This window comes from Pseudoalteromonas arctica (assembly GCF_012927645.1).
In the GTDB taxonomy this organism is placed as follows: domain Bacteria; phylum Pseudomonadota; class Gammaproteobacteria; order Enterobacterales; family Alteromonadaceae; genus Pseudoalteromonas; species Pseudoalteromonas arctica_A.
Map to the genome: position 1 here is coordinate 1 of NZ_JABBMT010000026.1, position 19439 is coordinate 19439.

Annotated in this window: 19 protein-coding genes and 2 pseudogenes; 6 read left to right on the forward strand and 15 right to left on the reverse strand. The window is 40.8% G+C overall.

Translation table 11 applies throughout. From position 1 onward, the window contains the following. The 3 genes and pseudogenes from HHO47_RS14325 to HHO47_RS14335 all read left to right on the forward strand — a co-directional run. A pseudogene (locus HHO47_RS14325) lies at window positions 1–180 on the forward strand (ISAs1-like element ISPsesp1 family transposase); the annotation flags it as partial. Between the two features lie 15 nt (window positions 181–195). Further along, window positions 196–372, forward strand: coding sequence for a transposase domain-containing protein (locus tag HHO47_RS19420; protein ID WP_348981664.1), 177 nt, complete (start codon window positions 196–198; stop codon window positions 370–372). Window positions 373–558: 186 nt separating this feature from the next. Then, on the forward strand, window positions 559–1926 hold the full coding sequence (locus HHO47_RS14335; protein ID WP_169020905.1) for a hypothetical protein: 1368 nt from the start codon (window positions 559–561) through the stop codon (window positions 1924–1926). A gap of 43 nt (window positions 1927–1969) precedes the next feature. Here the strand turns inward: HHO47_RS14335 and HHO47_RS14340 are convergent, their stop codons facing one another. The 3 genes and pseudogenes from HHO47_RS14340 to HHO47_RS14345 all read right to left on the reverse strand — a co-directional run. Next, a complete protein-coding gene (locus tag HHO47_RS14340; protein ID WP_169020906.1) occupies window positions 1970–2677 on the reverse strand; it encodes a hypothetical protein in 708 nt (235 codons plus the stop codon). 420 nt (window positions 2678–3097) lie between these two features. Then, a complete protein-coding gene (locus HHO47_RS19590; protein ID WP_282435327.1) occupies window positions 3098–3220 on the reverse strand; it encodes a hypothetical protein in 123 nt (40 codons plus the stop codon). A 121-nt stretch (window positions 3221–3341) separates the two neighbouring features. Next, a pseudogene (locus HHO47_RS14345) lies at window positions 3342–3923 on the reverse strand (hypothetical protein); the annotation flags it as partial. A gap of 476 nt (window positions 3924–4399) precedes the next feature. Between HHO47_RS14345 and gloA the strand changes: the two are divergent. Then, window positions 4400–4927, forward strand: a complete 528-nt coding sequence (gene gloA, locus HHO47_RS14350) for a lactoylglutathione lyase (protein ID WP_169020907.1) — start codon at window positions 4400–4402, stop codon at window positions 4925–4927. Window positions 4928–5001: 74 nt separating this feature from the next. Here gloA and htpX read toward each other — a convergent pair whose 3' ends face one another. From htpX to bioB, 5 genes are all read right to left on the reverse strand, one after another. Further along, on the reverse strand, window positions 5002–5865 hold the full coding sequence (gene htpX / locus HHO47_RS14355; RefSeq protein ID WP_169020908.1) for a protease HtpX: 864 nt from the start codon (window positions 5863–5865) through the stop codon (window positions 5002–5004). 139 nt (window positions 5866–6004) lie between these two features. Next, window positions 6005–6688 carry a dethiobiotin synthase gene (bioD, locus tag HHO47_RS14360; protein ID WP_169020909.1) on the reverse strand — a complete coding sequence of 228 codons (684 nt, stop codon included), beginning with the start codon at window positions 6686–6688 and terminating at the stop codon, window positions 6005–6007. Beyond that, window positions 6685–7524: a methyltransferase domain-containing protein gene (locus tag HHO47_RS14365; protein WP_169020910.1), complete on the reverse strand. Its 840-nt coding sequence runs from the start codon at window positions 7522–7524 to the stop codon at window positions 6685–6687. The genes bioD and HHO47_RS14365 overlap by 4 nt, the downstream gene beginning before the upstream one ends. Further along, on the reverse strand, window positions 7521–8675 hold the full coding sequence (locus HHO47_RS14370) for an aminotransferase class I/II-fold pyridoxal phosphate-dependent enzyme (RefSeq protein ID WP_169020911.1): 1155 nt from the start codon (window positions 8673–8675) through the stop codon (window positions 7521–7523). Before HHO47_RS14370 ends, HHO47_RS14365 begins: the two co-directional genes overlap by 4 nt. 54 nt (window positions 8676–8729) lie before the next feature. Further along, entirely contained in the window at window positions 8730–9770 is a 1041-nt protein-coding gene (gene bioB, locus HHO47_RS14375; RefSeq protein WP_169020912.1) for a biotin synthase BioB, read from the reverse strand. A 95-nt stretch (window positions 9771–9865) separates the two neighbouring features. On the opposite strand from bioB, the gene bioA reads away from it, so the two are divergent. Then, window positions 9866–11155, forward strand: a complete 1290-nt coding sequence (gene bioA, locus HHO47_RS14380) for an adenosylmethionine--8-amino-7-oxononanoate transaminase (RefSeq protein ID WP_169020913.1) — start codon at window positions 9866–9868, stop codon at window positions 11153–11155. 81 nt (window positions 11156–11236) lie between these two features. Here bioA and HHO47_RS14385 read toward each other — a convergent pair whose 3' ends face one another. Continuing rightward, a complete protein-coding gene (locus HHO47_RS14385; RefSeq protein ID WP_169020914.1) occupies window positions 11237–11671 on the reverse strand; it encodes an AAA family ATPase in 435 nt (144 codons plus the stop codon). 287 nt (window positions 11672–11958) lie between these two features. Here HHO47_RS14385 and asnS point away from each other — a divergent pair, with 287 nt between their 5' ends. Beyond that, window positions 11959–13356, forward strand: a complete 1398-nt coding sequence (asnS, locus tag HHO47_RS14390; protein WP_169020915.1) for an asparagine--tRNA ligase — start codon at window positions 11959–11961, stop codon at window positions 13354–13356. Between the two features lie 200 nt (window positions 13357–13556). Here asnS and HHO47_RS14395 read toward each other — a convergent pair whose 3' ends face one another. From HHO47_RS14395 to HHO47_RS14420, 6 genes are all read right to left on the reverse strand, one after another. Further along, window positions 13557–14408, reverse strand: coding sequence for an HDOD domain-containing protein (locus HHO47_RS14395; protein ID WP_169020916.1), 852 nt, complete (start codon window positions 14406–14408; stop codon window positions 13557–13559). A 177-nt stretch (window positions 14409–14585) separates the two neighbouring features. Further along, window positions 14586–15347 (reverse strand): SDR family NAD(P)-dependent oxidoreductase, encoded by a 762-nt coding sequence (locus HHO47_RS14400; protein WP_169020917.1) that lies wholly within the window; start codon window positions 15345–15347, stop codon window positions 14586–14588. A gap of 3 nt (window positions 15348–15350) precedes the next feature. Further along, window positions 15351–16241, reverse strand: coding sequence for a 3-hydroxyisobutyrate dehydrogenase (gene mmsB, locus HHO47_RS14405; RefSeq protein ID WP_169020918.1), 891 nt, complete (start codon window positions 16239–16241; stop codon window positions 15351–15353). Window positions 16242–16245: 4 nt separating this feature from the next. Beyond that, window positions 16246–17391: an enoyl-CoA hydratase/isomerase family protein gene (locus HHO47_RS14410; RefSeq protein WP_169020919.1), complete on the reverse strand. Its 1146-nt coding sequence runs from the start codon at window positions 17389–17391 to the stop codon at window positions 16246–16248. Further along, a complete protein-coding gene (locus tag HHO47_RS14415) occupies window positions 17391–18170 on the reverse strand; it encodes an enoyl-CoA hydratase (RefSeq protein WP_169020920.1) in 780 nt (259 codons plus the stop codon). Before HHO47_RS14415 ends, HHO47_RS14410 begins: the two co-directional genes overlap by 1 nt. Before the next feature lie 10 nt (window positions 18171–18180). Further along, a complete protein-coding gene (locus HHO47_RS14420; protein WP_169020921.1) occupies window positions 18181–19338 on the reverse strand; it encodes an acyl-CoA dehydrogenase family protein in 1158 nt (385 codons plus the stop codon). Between the last annotated feature and the right edge of the window lie 101 nt (window positions 19339–19439).

Consider the following 19439-nt stretch of genomic DNA (forward strand, 5'->3'; position numbering starts at 1 on the left):
ATGTCGTGTTTAAAGAAGATGCATCTCAAATTCACGATCCGTTAAGCGCACAACATATGGCATTATTTCGTCGAGTGGTTAGAAACATGGTAAAACAACATACGAAAAGTAATAGTTCAATAAGAAGCAAGTGTGTAAGAGCGTGTTAATGCTTTTAGAGAGGAATTGTTGTTCGGTTAACATCGTTAACAAAGTGTGCTCGCGCCCTGTGCACATGCCAGCGCTATACTTTATAGTCTTGTTGAAACCGCAAAGGCAAATGACCTTGTGGTGCATGACTATATCACTACTTGCTTACAGCACCTCGCTGAGCAGCCAGATAACCTTGAACCACTGCTACCTTGGAACATTAGCAAAGCTAGGTGTCGTTAGCTATACGCTTACCATTAATTCTCTCAAAAAGCTTGATGTCCTCTATGTGTACATTAGCGTCGCAGGCTTCACGAGAGTCCAAATTTAAAAAATTTAAACTAACAGGCTTTTCATTAACTTTTGTTGCAATTGTGGGTTTTTATGTTTACTTTGTAGATTCTAAAACAATCAAATAAGGACGTTAATGTGAATAAAATCACACTCCCACTCTCATGTTTATCACTTTTAATCTCATCTCAAGTATTGGCAGTTGAACATGATTTAGATAATGCAGGTGAGGTAAATAAATTTGTAACAACAGATGTATTTCCTCAAAAGGCATTAATGAAAAAACAAAGAGCTATTAAGTTAAATGAGGAGTTAGCTGTAGAAAGTACAATCACACCTATCTGTCCTACGCTAGCTACCGGAAGCCTATATACACTTAGTAACTCTCAACCTGGTGAAAGTATTTGTTACCACTTTGAAATTACAGAACGAAGCAAAACGACAGCTTTGCTCGTTGGGCAATCCACAGAGACAGATGTTAACTTAAGTGTACTACGACATAATCCTGATGATACTTTCACTGCGATAGGTACATCTGCGAATGTAGGCAATTTAGATGAGGCTGTATTTGCTTTAACTGAGCCAGGACATTATTACTGGTTTATGGAAGTTATTGACTCCGATGGTTCACCATTCAACTTTGGCGCAGCCGTCACTGCAAATCTAGATGCTTTTGAATATAACGATACAGAAGCGCTTGCGACAATATTACCAGATCAACAAATTGGCCTTACAGGTAATATGGATAGCATTTATGATATTGATTATTACCAATTTACAGCTGTTAACGGGCAAGATTTATCTATTATTCTAACGGATGCAACGTCGAGTGATGAGTATATTATTGAAAAAAATGAAAATGGGTGGGTCCCCTTAACTGTAAATGAACATCACATCGTGTCGAATCTATCTGAAAATCAAAAAATTAATTTAAGAGTGAGAGCAAATACAGCATTGCCAGCTAACCCCGCAAATAATTACAAATTGAATATAGCATCCATTGTGACGTCTTTCTCTAATCAAGTAATTAAGGGAGAAAACGGTGTAACTAGAATACCATATACAACTTTAAACTATGTAGGTCCGTATCTAACAACACAAGCTTATAATAAGCTAAATTGGTCTCTTGTACTCCTTGATTCTGCAGGGGCTCCAATTAAAGGCGCTAGTGCAAATTTTTATCTAATTAAAAATAGTGACGATGCAGGTTCATTAACAGCCCATCAAGCTATATCTGATGTTAATGGACAAATATCAGGGCAAATAAATCTAACTTCTTGTGATGCAAATGTAAAAGGAATTTTACATACCGAGCATAGTTTAGGCTATAAAAACACTTGGGAATCAGACGTAGAAGTCGGCTTGTGGCGTATAGAAATACCGACAAATGAAGGTTTTGATGAAGATGGATACCCTTATACTATAGGTATAGGGGGGGATAGTGTTCCTTATGTATACTTTGGTCATATTTGCGATCAAACCCTTATATCAAGTGAGCCATCATAAATATCAATCAGAGCCTCTTTTAGAGAGGCCCGTATACCAACCTTTAGCGTTTCGAAGCATTACTTCTCAGTTGTGCTGAAACATTATCGTTTAACTTAAGCCAATTCGTTTCATAATCCCATGTTCCCTTAAAATCTTCATTACTTCTTGAGGTTTCTAGCATTTCTCTAAAATCAAAAACTTCAGCAAAATTATTTTCATTTACGTCGTACTTACCCCAGCCCCTAGGCTCCATCTTAATATACTTTAAATAATTAGACTTAAAGTCATTAACGGCAGTGACTAACTCTTCATTACTATTTAGCTTTTCTGCAATGATTGACTTTTCATCATCATTAAGAGAACCAGTTACTGTAAGCTCACCCGACTCATTGATAGAAATTCCCCAACTTTTATTTGCTAAAGAGGGCTGTTCACTTCTTAATTCAGCCATGACTTTATCATAGGGTGAAAGCATTTTTTCAACCGTTTTAGGGACGTCGCCGCCTGGCATATACAAATGAGCTGTGGCAACTCCAATATCATACATAACATCTTCAATAGGTCTTAATACATTGGCATCTTTATTTATAGGCTTATAATAAGTCGCTTCAGGCTCTTTAGGCATGTCTTTGTGATAGATATCCTTTGCTAGTCGTTCCATTTCATTATTTAACTGCTCTTTACTATTTGGTGATTTATTTATTTTTACTGCTGAACTGTTCGATACAAGCTGCGGTGTTAAATTGGTATCATTTGAGTTAACTTTCATATCATTTCCTTGTTCATTCGCTATTTATTTATTATCGGCAAGGTTCTCTTGAACTTTAACTGTTTCTAATAAGAAAACTTAACTTATTAATAAACACTACTTAAGCCTTTGATAGCAGCATTACTATTTAGTATTGTTGAATGGCTAAGTGAAAGGCTGCTCATAATTTCAGTGCAAAAAAAGAGGCTTTCATATGTTGTTTAGCTTATGCTAAAAAACCTTGCTCAAGCTCACAAATAATCCGTTTAATTAATTCACCTCCTCCTATAGTGTTTATAATATTTTGACTTACCAATAGATTAAAAGGCTTATTGTTTTTTTGATGGCGTTCAATTGTCTTAACGCAAACCCCAGTTGCTTTTGCAAGAAAAGTTAAGTCCCAGCACAAGCTTTTCCTAAATAGAGTCGCGTCACTAAATATTATGCCTGCACTAACAACTTTAATTTCATCCAATGGGTTTGAGCTATAGGTTGTTTTCCGCCAGTGACTATTTTTATAAAATCGATATCAGTATCGGCTGTATTCATGTTGGCCTTATTCATAGAAAATACCATCAATAGTTAAATACTACATAGATTTTAGCACCGACGTCGCTCTACCTTAGAAATGTGTCAAACGATGACTTATGCGCCTATTAAAACGTTTATCTAAATTTGAAATACTTTAGATGATTGCGGTCAGTGCCGGTAAAAACGGCGCTACAACAGGCCCATAAACTTGCATATGGTCAGATAAAACAGACATGAACTTATTATAGTTAACTTTAAAAGCGTCGGTGCCTTGGCTGTCACGCATTTCTTCTACCGTACCTATGATTTGCTCTTTAGACTTTTCAGTTCCATTTGTTTCAAGTAAGGTTTGCAACAACTTATTGAATATTTCATTTTGTTCATTATTAATAGCATGCTGTCTTACATGATTACTACCTGTAGCAAGGTTTTGCACATTACCAGCGATGTGTGTATGAAATATTTGCTGGACCTTTTCTTCTGCCACGGGCTGTGAATTCAGTGGCGCATCTCCAGCCTCAGGGGCTTCTGATTCTATTTCTAGCACAAAGTTTAATACACGATTTCGGATCATGTCTAATATGCCAACAAGTGCATTCACAGGAATAACTTTCCATGCTTTAAGACAGTTCATTCCTTGATATATGTTTCGCCCAAAATGAGCAGTAACATCAGCAGGCCACGGCTCTTGAACTGTGCCTCCGTCAGAGCTTTTAATAAGTGATTCGAGAGAAGATACTGGGTGAGTAAGCTAATGTACCCCCAAAATTAGCCTTTATATATCAATGAATTAATAGTATTAAAAAATGTGGGAAGCGAGGGAACATTCATGGTGTTTTGTGATCTTATGAATCGCTCAAAAACAACAGAACTAAACACCATGAATGCGTCTACTATTTTGCACAATATGCTCCACGCTGTCACCCCTAACTCAATTCATAAAGCCAGATTTAATACTTTAGTCGCTGCCGTTAAATCTCTATTGCACTGTCAGCAATGTACCTTGACTTCTATCGGCCGCAACCACTGAAATACAACATAGCCATAAACACACAGCTAAGTATCACCCTATTGTTTTGCCCATAAAACACACATCAGTTTGTAATTTAGCTAGGTGGTTTTAATTTTTGCTGCTGTTGATTATGATGAGCGTACACTCTGCCTTTTTAAATCCATTAAGGTTTTTTCAGTCATTTTATTAAGGATTATCTCATGTCTAGCTATAACGAATCTCCAGAGCAAATTGCACAGGCCACTGAGGGCTATGTGATGCAGCAAACTATGTTGCGTATTAAAGATCCAAAACCGTCGCTGGCATTTTATGAAAACGTATTGGGCATGAAGTTGTTAGGAAAGTACGACTTTCCTGGTATGGAGTTTACCTTGTACTTTTTAGGCTATGAGCAAGACATGCCAAAAGGCGATGACAAAGAAAAAACCCAGTGGGTGTTTCGCCGCCCTGCGCTCATTGAGCTTACCCATAACTGGGGCACTGAAAACGACGATAGCTTTACGGGCTATGTTAGCGGTAATGAAGAACCAAAAGGCTTTGGTCATATTGGTATAAGCGTACCCGATGTATACGCGGCGTGTGAGCGCTTTGCTAAATACGATGTTGAGTTTGTAAAAAAACCAGACGGTGGTTCAATGAAGGGTCTTGCCTTTATTAAAGACCCTGACGGTTACTGGATTGAAATACTCTCGCCCGAGGGCATTACTGACATTATTCAATCGCAATGAAAAACATTAAACATAAAAAAGCCTGCAAATGCAGGCTTTTTGTTTACAAGTACTGTGAAAAACTTGAATTTAATTTAACGACGTAGTGCGTCTATACGTGCGTCAAGCGGTGGGTGAGATGAAAACAACTCAGCCATGCCTTTACCACTGGCAATACCAAAGGCCATCATTGAGCCTTCTAATTGCGATGGGTGGTTTTGCTTTAATCGCTCAAGGGCTGAACGCATTTTGTCTGCGCCCACCAACTGAGCTGCGCCGCTATCGGCTGCAAACTCACGTTTACGGCTATAATGGGCAACTACAATGCTTGCCAGTACGCCAAATAATATTTGGAATAACATATCGAATAAGAAGTAAGTCCAGCTGCTGCCGCCCTCTTCTTCATCGCTATTGATAAAGTTATCTACAATGCCAGCCAGTACTTTTGCGGCAAAAATAACAAAGGTATTAACCACACCTTGAATAAGCGTTAGCGTTACCATATCACCATTGGCCACATGCGATACTTCGTGCGCCAGTACGGCTTCGGCTTGATCTTGGCTCATGTTATGTAATAAACCCGTGCTTACCGCCACCAGCGAATTATTTTTACTCGGGCCGGTTGCAAACGCGTTCATTTCTGGGCTGTCGTAAATAGCCACTTCTGGCATGTTAATACCGGCTTTTTTAGCTTGAGCAGCCACGGTGCTTACCAGCCATTGTTCGGTTTCGGTACGAGGTTGGGTGATCACTTGCGCACCGGTTGATTTTTTTGCGATCCATTTCGACATAAATAACGAAATAAACGATCCACCAAAACCAAATACAGCAGCTATTAATAAAATACCACCTAGGCTACGATGGCTTAATCCCAGCGCACTCATTATTATTGAAAGCACCACACCTAATACCAACATAACCGCGAGGTTAGTTAATAAAAACAAAAATACACGTTTCATACGAGTTCTCCAAAAATAACATTTATTGCTGAGCGATTTACTATGTTTGATCGGCTTTGAGCAATCACTGCGTTATGACACACTATGTCATAACGTCAGCGCCATTCTGTGACAAACTATGTCACAACACAAGGGTTATTTATGGATTTATCGATAATTTTTCAAGCAGGGTTTTATAAATTTGTAATTTAGGGGTTTGCTCTGTGTATGGGCTAATGGCAAGCAGTGGAAAAGATAAATGTGTTTTCAGTGAATCTAGGTTTGCTTGGTATTCATCCATAGTGGAATCAACTTGGTTAGCAATCCAGCCAATGCAATTAACACCTATACTTTGCATATGTGCTGCAGTGAGTAAAGCATGATTTATACAGCCTAACTTCATACCAACTACTAATATAACCGGCAATTGCTCTGCTTTTACCCAGTCGTATAAATACTCTTTATTATTGATTGGTAATGCCCAGCCGCCTGCACCTTCTGTTAACAGATAATCTGCACCTTGTTGCTTAACATGTTGATAAGCCTTACTGAGCTTTTCTACTGTTATGTTTATACTCGCTTGCTCTGCAGCTATGTGGGGAGCTATTGGTGGCGCAAATGCAAATGGGTTAATTATGTCGTACTTAGCGCTTACTGTGGCACTTTCCATTAGTATTAGCGCATCGGCATTTACGAGCTGTTCGAACGCCATTTCACACCCAGAGGCAATCGGCTTAAAGCCTATTGCACGCTTTTTATGTTGTGCGAGTAACTTTAACAGCAAACTGGTTACATGGGTTTTACCGGCGTCGGTGTCTGTACCGGTAATAAAAAACTGTTTCATGGCATGGCCTTATTATTTTTACTGGGCTTTTCTAATGATAACAATACTACATGGTAAGATACATGAGCTTTATTGTTTAAAAGCGGATAGGCATCACAGACTTTTTTTAGCGCTGATTTAGTTAATAAACCACGCCGACTTGTTGTGTGATTTTGTGTGGTGGCACCAATGGCCTTAATCGATTTTATAGCCGCTAATGCACTGCGATGTTGGTCGGTATAAATTACTTTATTTGAGGCGTTGATCTTAAACCCTGCCTTTTCGACCGATTGGTTTATATTGTTATGGCTAGCAAACTGATTAATATGGTTAAGTGAGTCAAGCGCAGTAAAGGCCATTTTTATCTCGTTTAATGACCCTGCAACAACCGTACTAATATAAGCTTGCCCGCCTGGTTTTAATGCTTGGTAAAGCGAGTGCATTAGCGCTTCAAAATTAGCAGACCACTGGAGCGCAAAATTACTAAATAGCACATCAATACTGTTAGCTTGCAGCGGTAAGTTATCCATATCAGCGCACAGTTTAGGGATATTTAAGGTACTGCTTTTTAGCATGTTAAAACTTAAATCTATGGCAACAACTTGGTCAAATAATGCCTTTAAAGCCTCAGTATTAACAAGCGGCCCTGCCCCTAAGTCAACACAGAGCTTTTTAGGGTTAGCTGTAATGAGTTTAAATAAATCATTCGCCGCTTGTTTTTGCACATTGGCATGCTGGCAATAACTGTTTGCTGCTTTTGAAAAGTTATGCGCGGTGGTTTTTTTTAAAACCTCAGCCGCTATACACACAGTGGTGGGACTAAGTGGCTTAGTTTTAATTACCTGCGGGCTTATCATGCGATGGCCTTTTGTAAGCTAGCCACAAGCAGAGCTATATCGTCATGGGTGTGGGCTGCACTTAAAGTGATACGCAAACGCGAGGTATTGTGTAAAACAGTTGGCGGGCGAATAGCCGTTAGCCAAATGCCCTGCTGCTTTAGTTGCTCACTGGCTTTTAACGTTTGCTCGGCGCAACCTAAAACGATTGGCTGAATCGCGGTATTAGAGTCCATTAGTGCAATGTGCTGCTCTTTTGCTAGGCGTTTAAACAGCGCAATATTGGCGTTTAATTTAGCCCGCTTATCGTTAGCATCTCTTATGCTTTTAATACGTGCTAAAGTATGAGAGGCAATAAACGGTGACATAGCGGTTGAATAGGTATAATCTCGATTAAACTGCAGCATGTAATCTATAAAATGCTGCGAGCCTAATACACACGCCCCGCTACTAGCAACCGCTTTACCAAAGGTGATCACTAAAATATCTGGCATACACGCTTCATTGATTAATGACTCACAACTGCCCAACCCGGTTTTACCCAGCGCACCAAAGCCATGAGCGTCGTCTATCATTAACCAGGCATTATGCTGCTTTGCTAAAGCGAATAGCGCTTTAATTGGCGCGGTATCGCCATCCATGGAGAACACGCCTTCAGAAATTATGAGCTTATTGCGCGCTTTTGATTTTTCTAACCGTGAACGGAGATGATTTATATCGTTATGGTTAAAACGTATTAAGGCCGCGTTAGCGTGTAATGCGCCATCAATTAAACTGGCATGGTTTAACTTATCTTGAAAAATAGCACTGTGTTGCGCTGTCGCTTTATCTTGAAATAAGGCTTTAATAACACTGCTATTTGCGCTAAAGCCCGAATTAAAAAGCATCCCAGCTTGATAACCCAAAGCATTACATAAAGCTTGCTCAAGCGCTTGCTGTGGTTGTTGGTAACCCGTAACTAATGCTGAGCTATGGCTACCTAACAATAGTGAGCTGGTTAACTCCACTGGTGAATCACCAAACCCTAAGTAATCATTACTCGCAAAGTTAAGGTGGCTTTTATCATTAACCGTGATTGTGCGCGCCGTTGCGCTTTGTACTATATAACGTTTACGCTGCAACTGCTGTGCTTTGCGCTCATCTAAATGGGTGCTTATAAATTCAAATGACATAAATGCTCTAACCTTCAACGCGATACTCTAAACTATTCCCTATTACTGAGCGCTTTACGCTTCGTAAAACATCTCTGAGGTTGCTTTATCTGCGACCGCTGACGATAACGATGCTTCATAGGCTTCGTCTGAATAATCATGGCGTTTTTCAGGGTTCATGCCTAATTTTTTGATCAAATTCATATCCGCATCAGCTTCTGGATTTTCTGTGGTTAATAACTTATCACCATAGAATATTGAATTAGCACCGGCAAAAAAGCACATTGATTGCATTTGTTCATTCATTGCATTGCGCCCTGCTGATAACCGCACATAACTGTGTGGCATCATAATACGCGCTGTGGCAATGGTACGAATAAACTCAAAGTGATCTAAGTCGTCAACGTTCTCCAGTGGCGTGCCTTTTACTTTTACTAGCATGTTAATTGGCACACTTTCTGGTTGTTGCGGTAGATTAGCAAGCTGCATCAATAAACCAAATCTGTCGGCTGCTTGTTCACCCATACCCACAATACCGCCAGAGCACACTTTCATACCGGCATCACGTACATTACCTATTGTATCGAGACGGTCTTGAAATGTACGGGTAGTGATAATTTGCTCATAGTATTCTGGCGAGGTATCAAGGTTATGGTTGTAATAATCAAGACCTGCATCGCGCAGCGCATGAGCCTTTTGATTATCCAACATACCCAATGTCATACAGGTTTCAAGGCCGAGCTCTTTAACTTCTTTAACCATTTGCGAAATATACGGCATGTCTCGGTCTTTAGGATCAGACCATGCAGCGCCCATACAAAAACGGGTTGCGCCTTTTTGTTTTGCTAAGCGTGCTTGTTCAACTACTTTTTCAACTTCAAGCAGACGTTCGCGTTCTAAATCAGTTTTATAGTGGCCCGATTGTGGGCAATATTTACAGTCTTCTGGACAAGCGCCGGTTTTAATTGATAGTAAAGTAGATATTTGCACTTCATTAGGATTAAAATTAGCACGATGTACAGACGCGGCTTTAAACAATAAATCGTTAAACGGCATTTCAAATAAAGCTTTTACTTCTTTATGTGTCCAATCGTGGCGAACAGCTGCAAACTCCATAATTCTCTCTTTTTATTTTTCATGACGGTGATATTGGCTTAGTCTACGACTTGACGTAACATTGTCAACGAACCAAGCAATCATTAAGTTTACAAATGAACAATAAGCACACGATAGACCTTGATTTTGATCGCCACCATATATGGCACCCGTATACATCAATGACGCAACCTTTGCCCGTTTACCCTGTAAGTCACACACAGGATAATCGTATTTTTTTAGCCACAGGTGAAGTGCTAATCGATGGCATGGCTTCTTGGTGGAGCGCTATACACGGTTACGGCCACCCAGTATTAAAAAATGCTGCAATCGAGCAAGTAGATAAAATGAGTCATGTGATGTTTGGTGGCTTAACCCACGCACCAGCTGTAGAGCTGTGTAAAAAGCTCGTTGAGATCACGCCAAGCACACTGCAAAAAGTGTTTTTAGCAGATAGCGGCTCAGTGTGTGTTGAAGTAGCAATAAAAATGGCTTTGCAATATTGGCTAAGCCAAGGTATTACCAGCAAACAAAAACTGATGACACCGTTAAAGGGCTATCATGGCGATACCTTTGCAGCAATGAGTGTTTGTGATCCAATTAACTCAATGCACTCACTATACCAAGGTTTTTTACCAGAGCATGTGTTTGTCCCTGCCCCAAAAAGCCAATTTGGGCAAAGCTTTGACCCACAAGAAGCGCATACCCTAACTCAGTATTTTAAAGAGCACCATCAACACATTGCAGCCTTTATTATTGAGCCAATGGTACAAAATGCTGGGGGAATGAACTTTTATCACCCTGAATATTTAAAAACCGCTCGTAAGTTGTGCACAGACTATGACGTACTGTTAATTTGTGATGAAATCGCCACAGGGTTTGGCCGCACAGGTAAATTATTTGCCGTAGAACATGCTGAGATTGAGCCAGATATTTTATGCATAGGTAAAGCGTTAACTGGCGGCATGATGACCTTATCAGCCACCTTAACCACAGATAAAATTGCCAGTGGTATCAGCGAAGGTGAAGCTGGGGTATTAATGCATGGCCCTACTTTTATGGGTAATCCATTGGCCTGCGCAGTGGCGTGTGCGAGTATTGATTTATTACTTGAACAAGATTGGCAAGCGCAAATAAGCCACCTAAACGATGCGCTGCAAACATTACAGCGTTGCAGTGAGCTTGAGCAGGTTGTTGAGGTAAGAACACTGGGTGCAATTGGTGTCGTTGAGCTTGATAGTGTAATTGATGTTGCCAAGATCCAAGCTTTTTTCATCAGCCAACATGTCTGGATCCGCCCATTTGGTAAGCTTATCTATTTAATGCCACCGTATATAAGCAGTGAAGAGGATATAACCATATTGGCAAATGCGATATACGACGCTATCGCGGGCAAACATTTCTGAGCATATATTACTGTTCAAGTATGAGTGAGCAAGTATTACTGATAAAGCCAGCCCCCAAACTACAACGAGTTTGGGTGAGTGTTACCACTCAAACATATAAGCCATTTTGCTGATCATTTTCAGTGGAATATTATGGCTATTACGTTTGGCATACAGGTGCTGCATTGATTTGTCTTTCACTTCACCCACTATCACTTCTTTAACTTGGTAACCAAGGGCAACAGCTGCTTGGCTATAAGCAATAAATTCCCATTTTTTAATATTGGTGTTATCAACAATGATAAGAGGAATTTCTTGCGCCAACGCATTTATAAAACGGGCTAAATTCAAATTGTGGTATTGCGACAGCTTAAACTTATCAAACTGATAGTCACCCTGTTCATTATAAAAATAATCATCGGTCGAACAAATTAAGTATTGGCTTTGATCGCCCGCAACCATTTCATCGGCTAGGTTTTGTGCATAATAAGACTTACCGCACCCTGGTAAACCACGTAAAATAAAGACTTGTTTCATAATACCTATATATTTAGCAAGTTAATTTAATTATCGTAATTTCGTATAATGCCACAAAACCCGTTTTGATCGCAGTGAAAATCACCTTTAAATTATGATCTAGGTTGTTTTTTATCACAAAAAATAAAAGTTGCCGGTTTTTTAGCGACAAAAATCATAAAAATGCAAAAGAATAAGCAAAGAGTTACCTTTGAATGTTTTTTTATTTTACATTCAAAGGTAAGATACACCGTTCAAGTGCGATAACGCACATATTAATGTAGGCAACTTATATCATTGGAGTGAAGATGAGCCACTTAGCGATTTCAGAGCTATTAAAAGGCAAGGTTGCGGTAGACAGCCAAGTAACAATTAAAGGCTGGATCCGTACTCGCCGCGATTCAAAAGCAGGAATTTCATTTTTAGCCGTTCATGACGGTTCGTGTTTTGATCCAATTCAGGCGGTAGTACCTAATTCACTTAATAATTATGATGAAGTTACTAGCCTAACAGCCGGTTGCTCCGTGTCAGTTACCGGTGTTTTAGTACAATCAGCAGGCCAAGGTCAATCTTTCGAAATTCAAGCAAATAGCGTACAAGTGCTAGGCTGGGTAGAAAACCCAGACTCATACCCAATGTCGGCAAAACGCCACAGCATTGAGTATTTACGTGAGCACGCTCACCTTCGCCCACGGACCAACATGATTGGCGCGGTAACACGTGTACGTAACTGTTTAGCGCAAGCTATTCACCGCTTCTACCATGAGCAAGGTTATTACTGGATCAGCACGCCAATCATCACTGCAAGTGACTGTGAAGGTGCAGGCGAAATGTTCCGTGTATCAACGCTTGATATGCAAAACCTGCCGCGTACAGATAAAGGCGATGTTGATTACAGCGAAGATTTCTTCGGTAAAGAAGCATTTCTTACGGTATCAGGTCAATTAAATGGTGAAACTTACGCCTCAGCGATGTCAAAAATTTACACTTTTGGCCCTACTTTCCGCGCTGAAAATTCAAATACTTCACGCCACTTGGCAGAGTTTTGGATGGTCGAGCCTGAAGTTGCCTTTGCCGATTTAGAAGATATTGCCAAGCTTGCTGAAAACATGCTTAAATATGTGTTCAAAGCGGTACTTGAAGAACGTCGTGATGATATGGAATTTTTTGCGCAACGTGTTGAAAAAACAGCCATTACCCGTCTTGAAGAATTTGTTGAGAAAGACTTTGCACAAGTTGATTACACAGCTGCAGTGGAAATTCTTAAAAGCTGTGGTAAGAAATTTGAATACGCCGTTGAATGGGGTGTTGACTTACAGTCTGAGCACGAGCGTTATTTAGCTGAAGAACACTTTAAAGCACCAGTAGTTATTAAAAACTACCCGCGTGATATTAAAGCATTCTACATGCGCCAAAATGAAGACGGCAAAACTGTAGCTGCAATGGACGTTGTAGCACCAGGTATTGGCGAAATCATTGGTGGTTCACAACGTGAAGAGCGCCTTGATGTGCTTGATGCACGTTTAGAAGAAATGGGCTTGAATAAAGAAGACTACAGCTGGTATCGCGACCTACGTAAATACGGTTCAGTACCACACTCTGGTTTTGGCTTAGGTTTCGAACGTTTAGTTGCATATGTAACTGGTATGGGCAACGTACGTGACGTGATCGCCTTCCCACGTACCAAAGGCAGTGCTACTTACTAAAATAAGTTGATGCTTACTGCAATAGATTACAGCAAAAGCCAACCTGAGGGTTGGCTTTTTTAATACTTTTTTCAATAGAGAGTACCAGATCAAACCGGACTTGGCTTTGAGTTACAAAATCGACGCTTTTCCCTCAAGCCGGCTCTAATTGGCACCATGTCGAATGTTGGTAACATAATCATCACTAATGCTTAATGTATCTATGATAAATTGTTTAAAAAATCAATAACGTCCTCTTGTAAGTCACAATACTCATCATCATTCATATGAAGTACACCTAAGATTTTTGATTCTATAACCCCCCACTGTGATATAGGCGAGCCTCGTCTGAGCATATTGACTAAATTTTCAGACATTTTCAAAATAGCAAAGCAGATTTTCTCGTCTGTATCTGTCACCTCAGCAAGAATAGCGACATTGTGGTGATTGAGAATTAATTGACATATCTCTTTTGGTAGATGCCAGCTATTAGCAAAATAATAGCCAACAACTGCATGGTTTGTTTTATATAAACGCTCTTCAATCTCAATAATAGTTTCTTTGTCTGTTTGATTAGCACAGTGCAAAGCGGTTAAGTAATTATCATATTTAATTGCCATAGGAGGCACACCGCAATCATGAAAAAGCCCAAGCGTATACAAAGGCTCTAGGGCTATTTGTTTTTTAAGACGCTGACCTATCATCATATTTACATTAGCAATTTCGGTTGATGTATCCCAAAATCTTTCTAAGCTAATGCAGCTGTTCTCAGTTGCAAACATTTCTTTTAATTTCAAGCCCTGTACAAGCGCATTGACTCCGTCCCAACCAAGAAACATCACAGCTTGCTTTATATCAGCCACAGTACGAGACAAACCATAAGCAGGGGAATTTATTATTTTTAGTATTGCTGATGAAATCGCTAAATCCTTTACCACTACCTTAGCGGCATCAGCAATAGGCGCATCGCCAGTTGCTATTAAATTTTGTAACTCAGTTAATATTTCGGGTTTAGGGGGAATAATAAAATTTCTATTTATATCTTTCAGTATTTGTTCGTTTATCTCAATCATGTATGTTTGATCCCTGAAGGTGCTTATCATTATAAGAACAAATAGATAATTAATAATAGAAGTTCATCGCAACTATGCCAACTAAAATAGTAAGTGCTATTTTATTAAGCAATTAAGCTATAAAAACAAAAACGGCAAGCCGAGGCTTGCCGTTTTATTACACTTAAAAAAGGTTTCTTACAAACGAATACCGCCGTCAATCTCAACCACACGACCGGTGAAGAAGTCGTTTTCGATAATATACTGCGCTGTGTGCGCAATTTCATCCACTTCACCAAAACGCCCTACTGGCGTGACTGCAAGCATACGTTGCTTAGCTTCGGGTTTCATGGCGTCGGTCATATTAGTACGAATGACACCCGGGGCAATGGCGCCAACACGAATACCAAAACGGCCAAGCTCTTTTGCCCAGCCAGTGGTCATCGCTACCACACCCGCTTTCGACGCAGCATAGTTAGTTTGACCAATGTTGCCAGCACGAGCAACACTCGACATATTAACTATCACGCCGCCTTTACCCGATTCAATCATATGGCATGCAGCTTCACGCCCCGCTAAAAACACGCCGGTTAAGTTTACATCAATCACTGACTTAAATTGATCAAGCGCCATTTTAGTAACCACTTTACCTTCTTTGGCTTTGATAAACATACCATCGCGTAAAATACCGGCATTATTTATCAATACACCAATATGACCAAAATCGGCATTAATGGTATTAAAGGTATCAACCATAGCTTGTTCATCAGTCACATTAGCTACATAGGCTTTTACAGTTACACCATGTTGGCTAAGCTCAGCAACTGCATCATCTAACAGCGCTTGTTGCATATCAATTAACGCAATATTAGCACCAAGGACTGCAAGTTTATGCGCCATTGCAAATCCTAGGCCTTGCGCACCACCGGTGATCACCACGGTATTATTTTTAATTTCCACCTGTTACTCCTTCGAGAATAATTTAAATATGGCGCTAAAGTCTTCGCTACCCGCACCTTGGTGTTGCAACATGGTATAAAGGTTTTTAGCCATTGACCCCATTGGGGTTGATGAATTACTTTGCTGCGCCGCTTCCATAGCAAGGCCTAAGTCTTTAGCCATTAAATCAACCATAAAGCCTGGTTTGTAATCATTACTCGCTGGGGTTGTGTCCATCACACCTGGACATGGGTTATATAATTCAAGTGTCCAGTTACGGCCCGAGCTGGCGGTCATAATATCGCTGAGCACTTTTGGATCTAGGCCGTTGTTAATACCCATTTGTAGTGCTTCGCTAGTGCCTGCCATTAAAATGCTTAACAGCATGTTATTACAAATTTTTGCTACTTGCCCTGCGCCAATATCACCTGCATGAAAGATATTTTTACCCATATCAGCAAGCACCGGTTGGGCCTTAGCAAACTGTTCATCGCCACCACCTACTATAAAGGTCAGTGTGCCAGCCGTTGCACCGGCAACACCACCTGATACCGGCGCGTCAACAAAGTCGATACCGTGTTCACTCAACTCAGCGCCTACGTCGCGGGCTGATGCAGCATCAATCGTTGAGCAATCAATTACTAATGTTGACTTTGCTAAAATATGTACCAGCCCTGTCTCACCAAGGTAAAGCGACTTCACATGCTTACTTGCAGGTAGCATGCTGATCAACACATCAACATCACTTGCAGAGTGTTTAGCATCTATTGCGGCAATCGCCCCCTTGTTCGCCAAATCATTTACGACTGACTGGTTTAAATCAAACACTTTGACCTGATGACCCGCTTTAACTAAGTTCGCAGCCATTGGGCCGCCCATGTTACCTAAACCAATAAAACCAATAGAAAGTGACATAACATTATCCTTGTGTAAGTTGTTTTAGTGGATGTGAGTTGTGATCCCAACGTTGAACAAAAAAACTCTCGACTAATTCATCAGGGATCTGTTCAAGCGTTTTGAACTGCCAATTAGGCGCGCCATCTTTATCGATCAGTAGCGCACGAATACCTTCTTGGAACTCACCGACTTCACCACAACGAACCGACATACCCAGTTCCATTTGAAAACATTCGCCTAAACTTTTACCTTTTGAACTGGCAAGTTGACGCTCAACTAAGGCGCAACTGAGCGGGCAACCATGCTTTAATGCTTGTTGTGCTCGGATAAGCCACGTATCGTCAGTTTCTAGATTTAAAATATAATTTACTTTATCGCGAAGATCCGTAAATTCCCCCAGTTTTTGAATAGTGGCTAATTGCGTCTTTACATTGCCTTTTGGCATATGCCCAGAAACATTATCAAGTTCGGTAAGTAAGCTGCTCAGCTTATCGTGATTCAACGAAGCCGTCTTACCCCACTTAATAGTGCACAATTGCTCAATCAGAGTGTCGAATTTATCGGCTTTGAGGTAGTGATCAGCCAATCCCACATACATCGCATCGTCACAATTAATAGACGCCGCAGTTAGCCCTAAAAATAAACCAACATGCTCAGGCATTTTATGTAAAAAGTAACTGCCTCCTACATCTGGATATAAACCAATTGTTAGCTCAGGCATAGCAATACGTGAGTTCTCAGTTACTACGCGATGACTCGCTCCGGCCATTAAGCCTAAACCACCGCCCATCACAATGCCATTACCCCAAACAAGGATCGGTTTATCATAACAATGAATTTGATGATCAAGGCGATACTCATGAGCAAAGTAATCTTCTATTAGATTTGCCGGTTCACCGCTGTTCATAGCGTTATGCAGGCTGACTACATCCCCCCCAGCACAAAATGCTTTTTCCCCGGCTCCTTTGATGATGACCATAGCAATATTGCTATCATCTGCCCATGCTAATAACTGCGGCTCTAATAGTTTGATCATCGCAAAATTAAGTGCGTTTAATGACTTTGGCGCATTAAGGGTAGCAAAACCAATGAGTGAGCCGTTGGCAGCGGCCGCGGTTTCAAATACCACAGGCGCATCAGACGAATTTAATTGCGTTAACTCAATCATTAGCCATTCACCCAATTTGCTTTGCGTTTTTCTAAGAAGGCATTTACACCTTCTTGTTGGTCTTGCGTATCAAACAAACCAACAAATAACTCACGCTCAAGCGGTAATACATGCGCCATTGGCTGAGTACGGCCTTTTTGGATCAGGGTTTTACAGGCACTAACAGCAACAGGACTTTGATCTGCCACTTGAGTGGCTAATTTAAGTGCCACAGCAAGGCTGTCACCTTGTGGAACGACTTCTTCAACTAAACCAATTTGTAGCGCTTTATCAGCTTTTAGTCGCTCACCACATAAAATCATCCGTTTAGCCCAGCCTTCACCAACTAACCATGCTAGGTTTTGAGTGCCACCCGCACACGGTAGTAAACCTACTTTGGCTTCTGGTAGTGCCATTTGTGCTTGCTCTTCTGCAATGCGAATATCACATGCTAACGCCACTTCTAGGCCTCCACCCATGGCATAGCCATTGATAGCGGCAATGGATACACCTCTAAATGCAGTTAATGCTTCAAATGCGTCACCAAATACTTGCGACATAGTCGCTGCTACGCCTTTATCGCCACCAGCAAATACATTTAAATCAGCACCAGCACTGAAGAACTTTTCACCCTCACCGGTGATCACTAATGAGTAAACATTTTTATTGTCATTAAGTTCATTTACCATATTTTTTAAGGCAATTAACGTGTCTTTAGTCCAGGTATTCGCTGGCGGATTAGACATGGTTAAAATCGCTACGTGACCTTCAATGGTTAACTCAATACTTGGGTTTGACATAACTCGCTCCTTATAAAATATCGGCGGCAGATTCAGCTAAAATACGGCGTGCAATAATCACCCGCATGATCTCGTTAGTGCCTTCTAAAATTTGATGAACCCGCACATCACGTACGTGGCGCTCCAGTGGATATTCTTTGATATAACCATAACCACCATGAATTTGTAGTGCGTCATTACACACAGTAAAACCAACATCGGTGGCAAAACGCTTTGCCATGGCACAATAAGTGGTTTTTTCGCTGTCATTATTATCAAGTTTAAAAGCCGCTAAACGCACCATTTGACGCGCCGCAACAAGTTCAGTGTTCATATCGGCAATTTTAAATTGCAGTGCTTGAAACGCAGCCAACTGTTTACCAAATTGTGTGCGTTCTTTTAAGTATTCTCGGGCTGTTTCAAGTGCCGCTTGGGCAGTACCAATTGAACAAGTTGCAATATTAATACGTCCGCCATCAAGGCCTTGCATTGCAAACTTAAAGCCTTCGCCCTCAGCACCTAGTAAGTTATGCGCCGGTATACGCACATCTTCAAAACTAATTAAGCGCGTTGGTTGTGCATTCCAGCCCATTTTCTCTTCTGCTTTACCATACTCAACACCTTTGGCATCAGCCGGTACTACAAACGCAGAAATACCTGCCGCACCTTCACCACCAGTGCGTGCCATAACCACTAATACTTCGGTCTCGCCTGCGCCTGAGATAAACATTTTTGAGCCATTGATCACGTAATCATCGCCATCACGAACCGCTTTTGTTTTCAATGAGGCTGCATCGGAGCCTGAACCAGGCTCTGTTAAACAATAAGAAGCGAGTAGCTCCCCCATAACAAGTTGATCACAATATTGAGCTTTTGTTTGCTCAGTACCAAAACTTGCAATCATCCATGTCGCCATATTGTGAATGGTCAACATTGCGGTAGTCGCTGTACAACCCATCGCCAGCTGTTCAAAAATAATACTTGAATCTAAGCGCGACAGGCCTAAACCGCCCGCTTCCTCTGGCGTATACAAACCACAGAAACCCAGTTCACCCGCAGCTTTAATGGTATCTTTTGGAAAAAAATGTTCGCGATCCCATTTAGCGGCATAAGGAGCCAGTGCAGATTCTGCGAATTGGCGAGCTGTTTGAGCAAATGCTTGCTGATCTTCAGTTAAATTAAAGTCCATAGGAGACCTCTTTATAAAATGTGTGTTGTCAAAATCAAGATTAGTGAAGGGCAACAAAGGCTCAATGCTGTGGAGTGCCTTTGTTACCCCTCTTTTTTATT

What these genes read in the sequence shown, in the direction of transcription:
- bioD (WP_169020909.1), bottom strand. Translation starts at nt 6,688, where the DNA reads ATGAAACAGTTTTTTATTACCGGTACAGACACCGACGCCGGTAAAACC.
- htpX (WP_169020908.1), bottom strand. Translation starts at nt 5,865, where the DNA reads ATGAAACGTGTATTTTTGTTTTTATTAACTAACCTCGCGGTTATGTTG.
- bioA (WP_169020913.1), top strand. Translation starts at nt 9,866, where the DNA reads ATGAACAATAAGCACACGATAGACCTTGATTTTGATCGCCACCATATA.
- bioB (WP_169020912.1), bottom strand. Translation starts at nt 9,770, where the DNA reads ATGGAGTTTGCAGCTGTTCGCCACGATTGGACACATAAAGAAGTAAAA.
- HHO47_RS14395 (WP_169020916.1), bottom strand. Translation starts at nt 14,408, where the DNA reads ATGATTGAGATAAACGAACAAATACTGAAAGATATAAATAGAAATTTT.
- gloA (WP_169020907.1), top strand. Translation starts at nt 4,400, where the DNA reads ATGTCTAGCTATAACGAATCTCCAGAGCAAATTGCACAGGCCACTGAG.
- HHO47_RS14370 (WP_169020911.1), bottom strand. Translation starts at nt 8,675, where the DNA reads ATGTCATTTGAATTTATAAGCACCCATTTAGATGAGCGCAAAGCACAG.
- HHO47_RS14410 (WP_169020919.1), bottom strand. Translation starts at nt 17,391, where the DNA reads ATGATTGAGTTAACGCAATTAAATTCGTCTGATGCGCCTGTGGTATTT.
- mmsB (WP_169020918.1), bottom strand. Translation starts at nt 16,241, where the DNA reads ATGTCACTTTCTATTGGTTTTATTGGTTTAGGTAACATGGGCGGCCCA.
- HHO47_RS14340 (WP_169020906.1), bottom strand. Translation starts at nt 2,677, where the DNA reads ATGAAAGTTAACTCAAATGATACCAATTTAACACCGCAGCTTGTATCG.
- HHO47_RS19590 (WP_282435327.1), bottom strand. Translation starts at nt 3,220, where the DNA reads ATGAATAAGGCCAACATGAATACAGCCGATACTGATATCGATTTTATA.
- HHO47_RS14365 (WP_169020910.1), bottom strand. Translation starts at nt 7,524, where the DNA reads ATGATAAGCCCGCAGGTAATTAAAACTAAGCCACTTAGTCCCACCACT.
- HHO47_RS14385 (WP_169020914.1), bottom strand. Translation starts at nt 11,671, where the DNA reads ATGAAACAAGTCTTTATTTTACGTGGTTTACCAGGGTGCGGTAAGTCT.
- asnS (WP_169020915.1), top strand. Translation starts at nt 11,959, where the DNA reads ATGAGCCACTTAGCGATTTCAGAGCTATTAAAAGGCAAGGTTGCGGTA.
- HHO47_RS14415 (WP_169020920.1), bottom strand. Translation starts at nt 18,170, where the DNA reads ATGTCAAACCCAAGTATTGAGTTAACCATTGAAGGTCACGTAGCGATT.
- HHO47_RS14420 (WP_169020921.1), bottom strand. Translation starts at nt 19,338, where the DNA reads ATGGACTTTAATTTAACTGAAGATCAGCAAGCATTTGCTCAAACAGCT.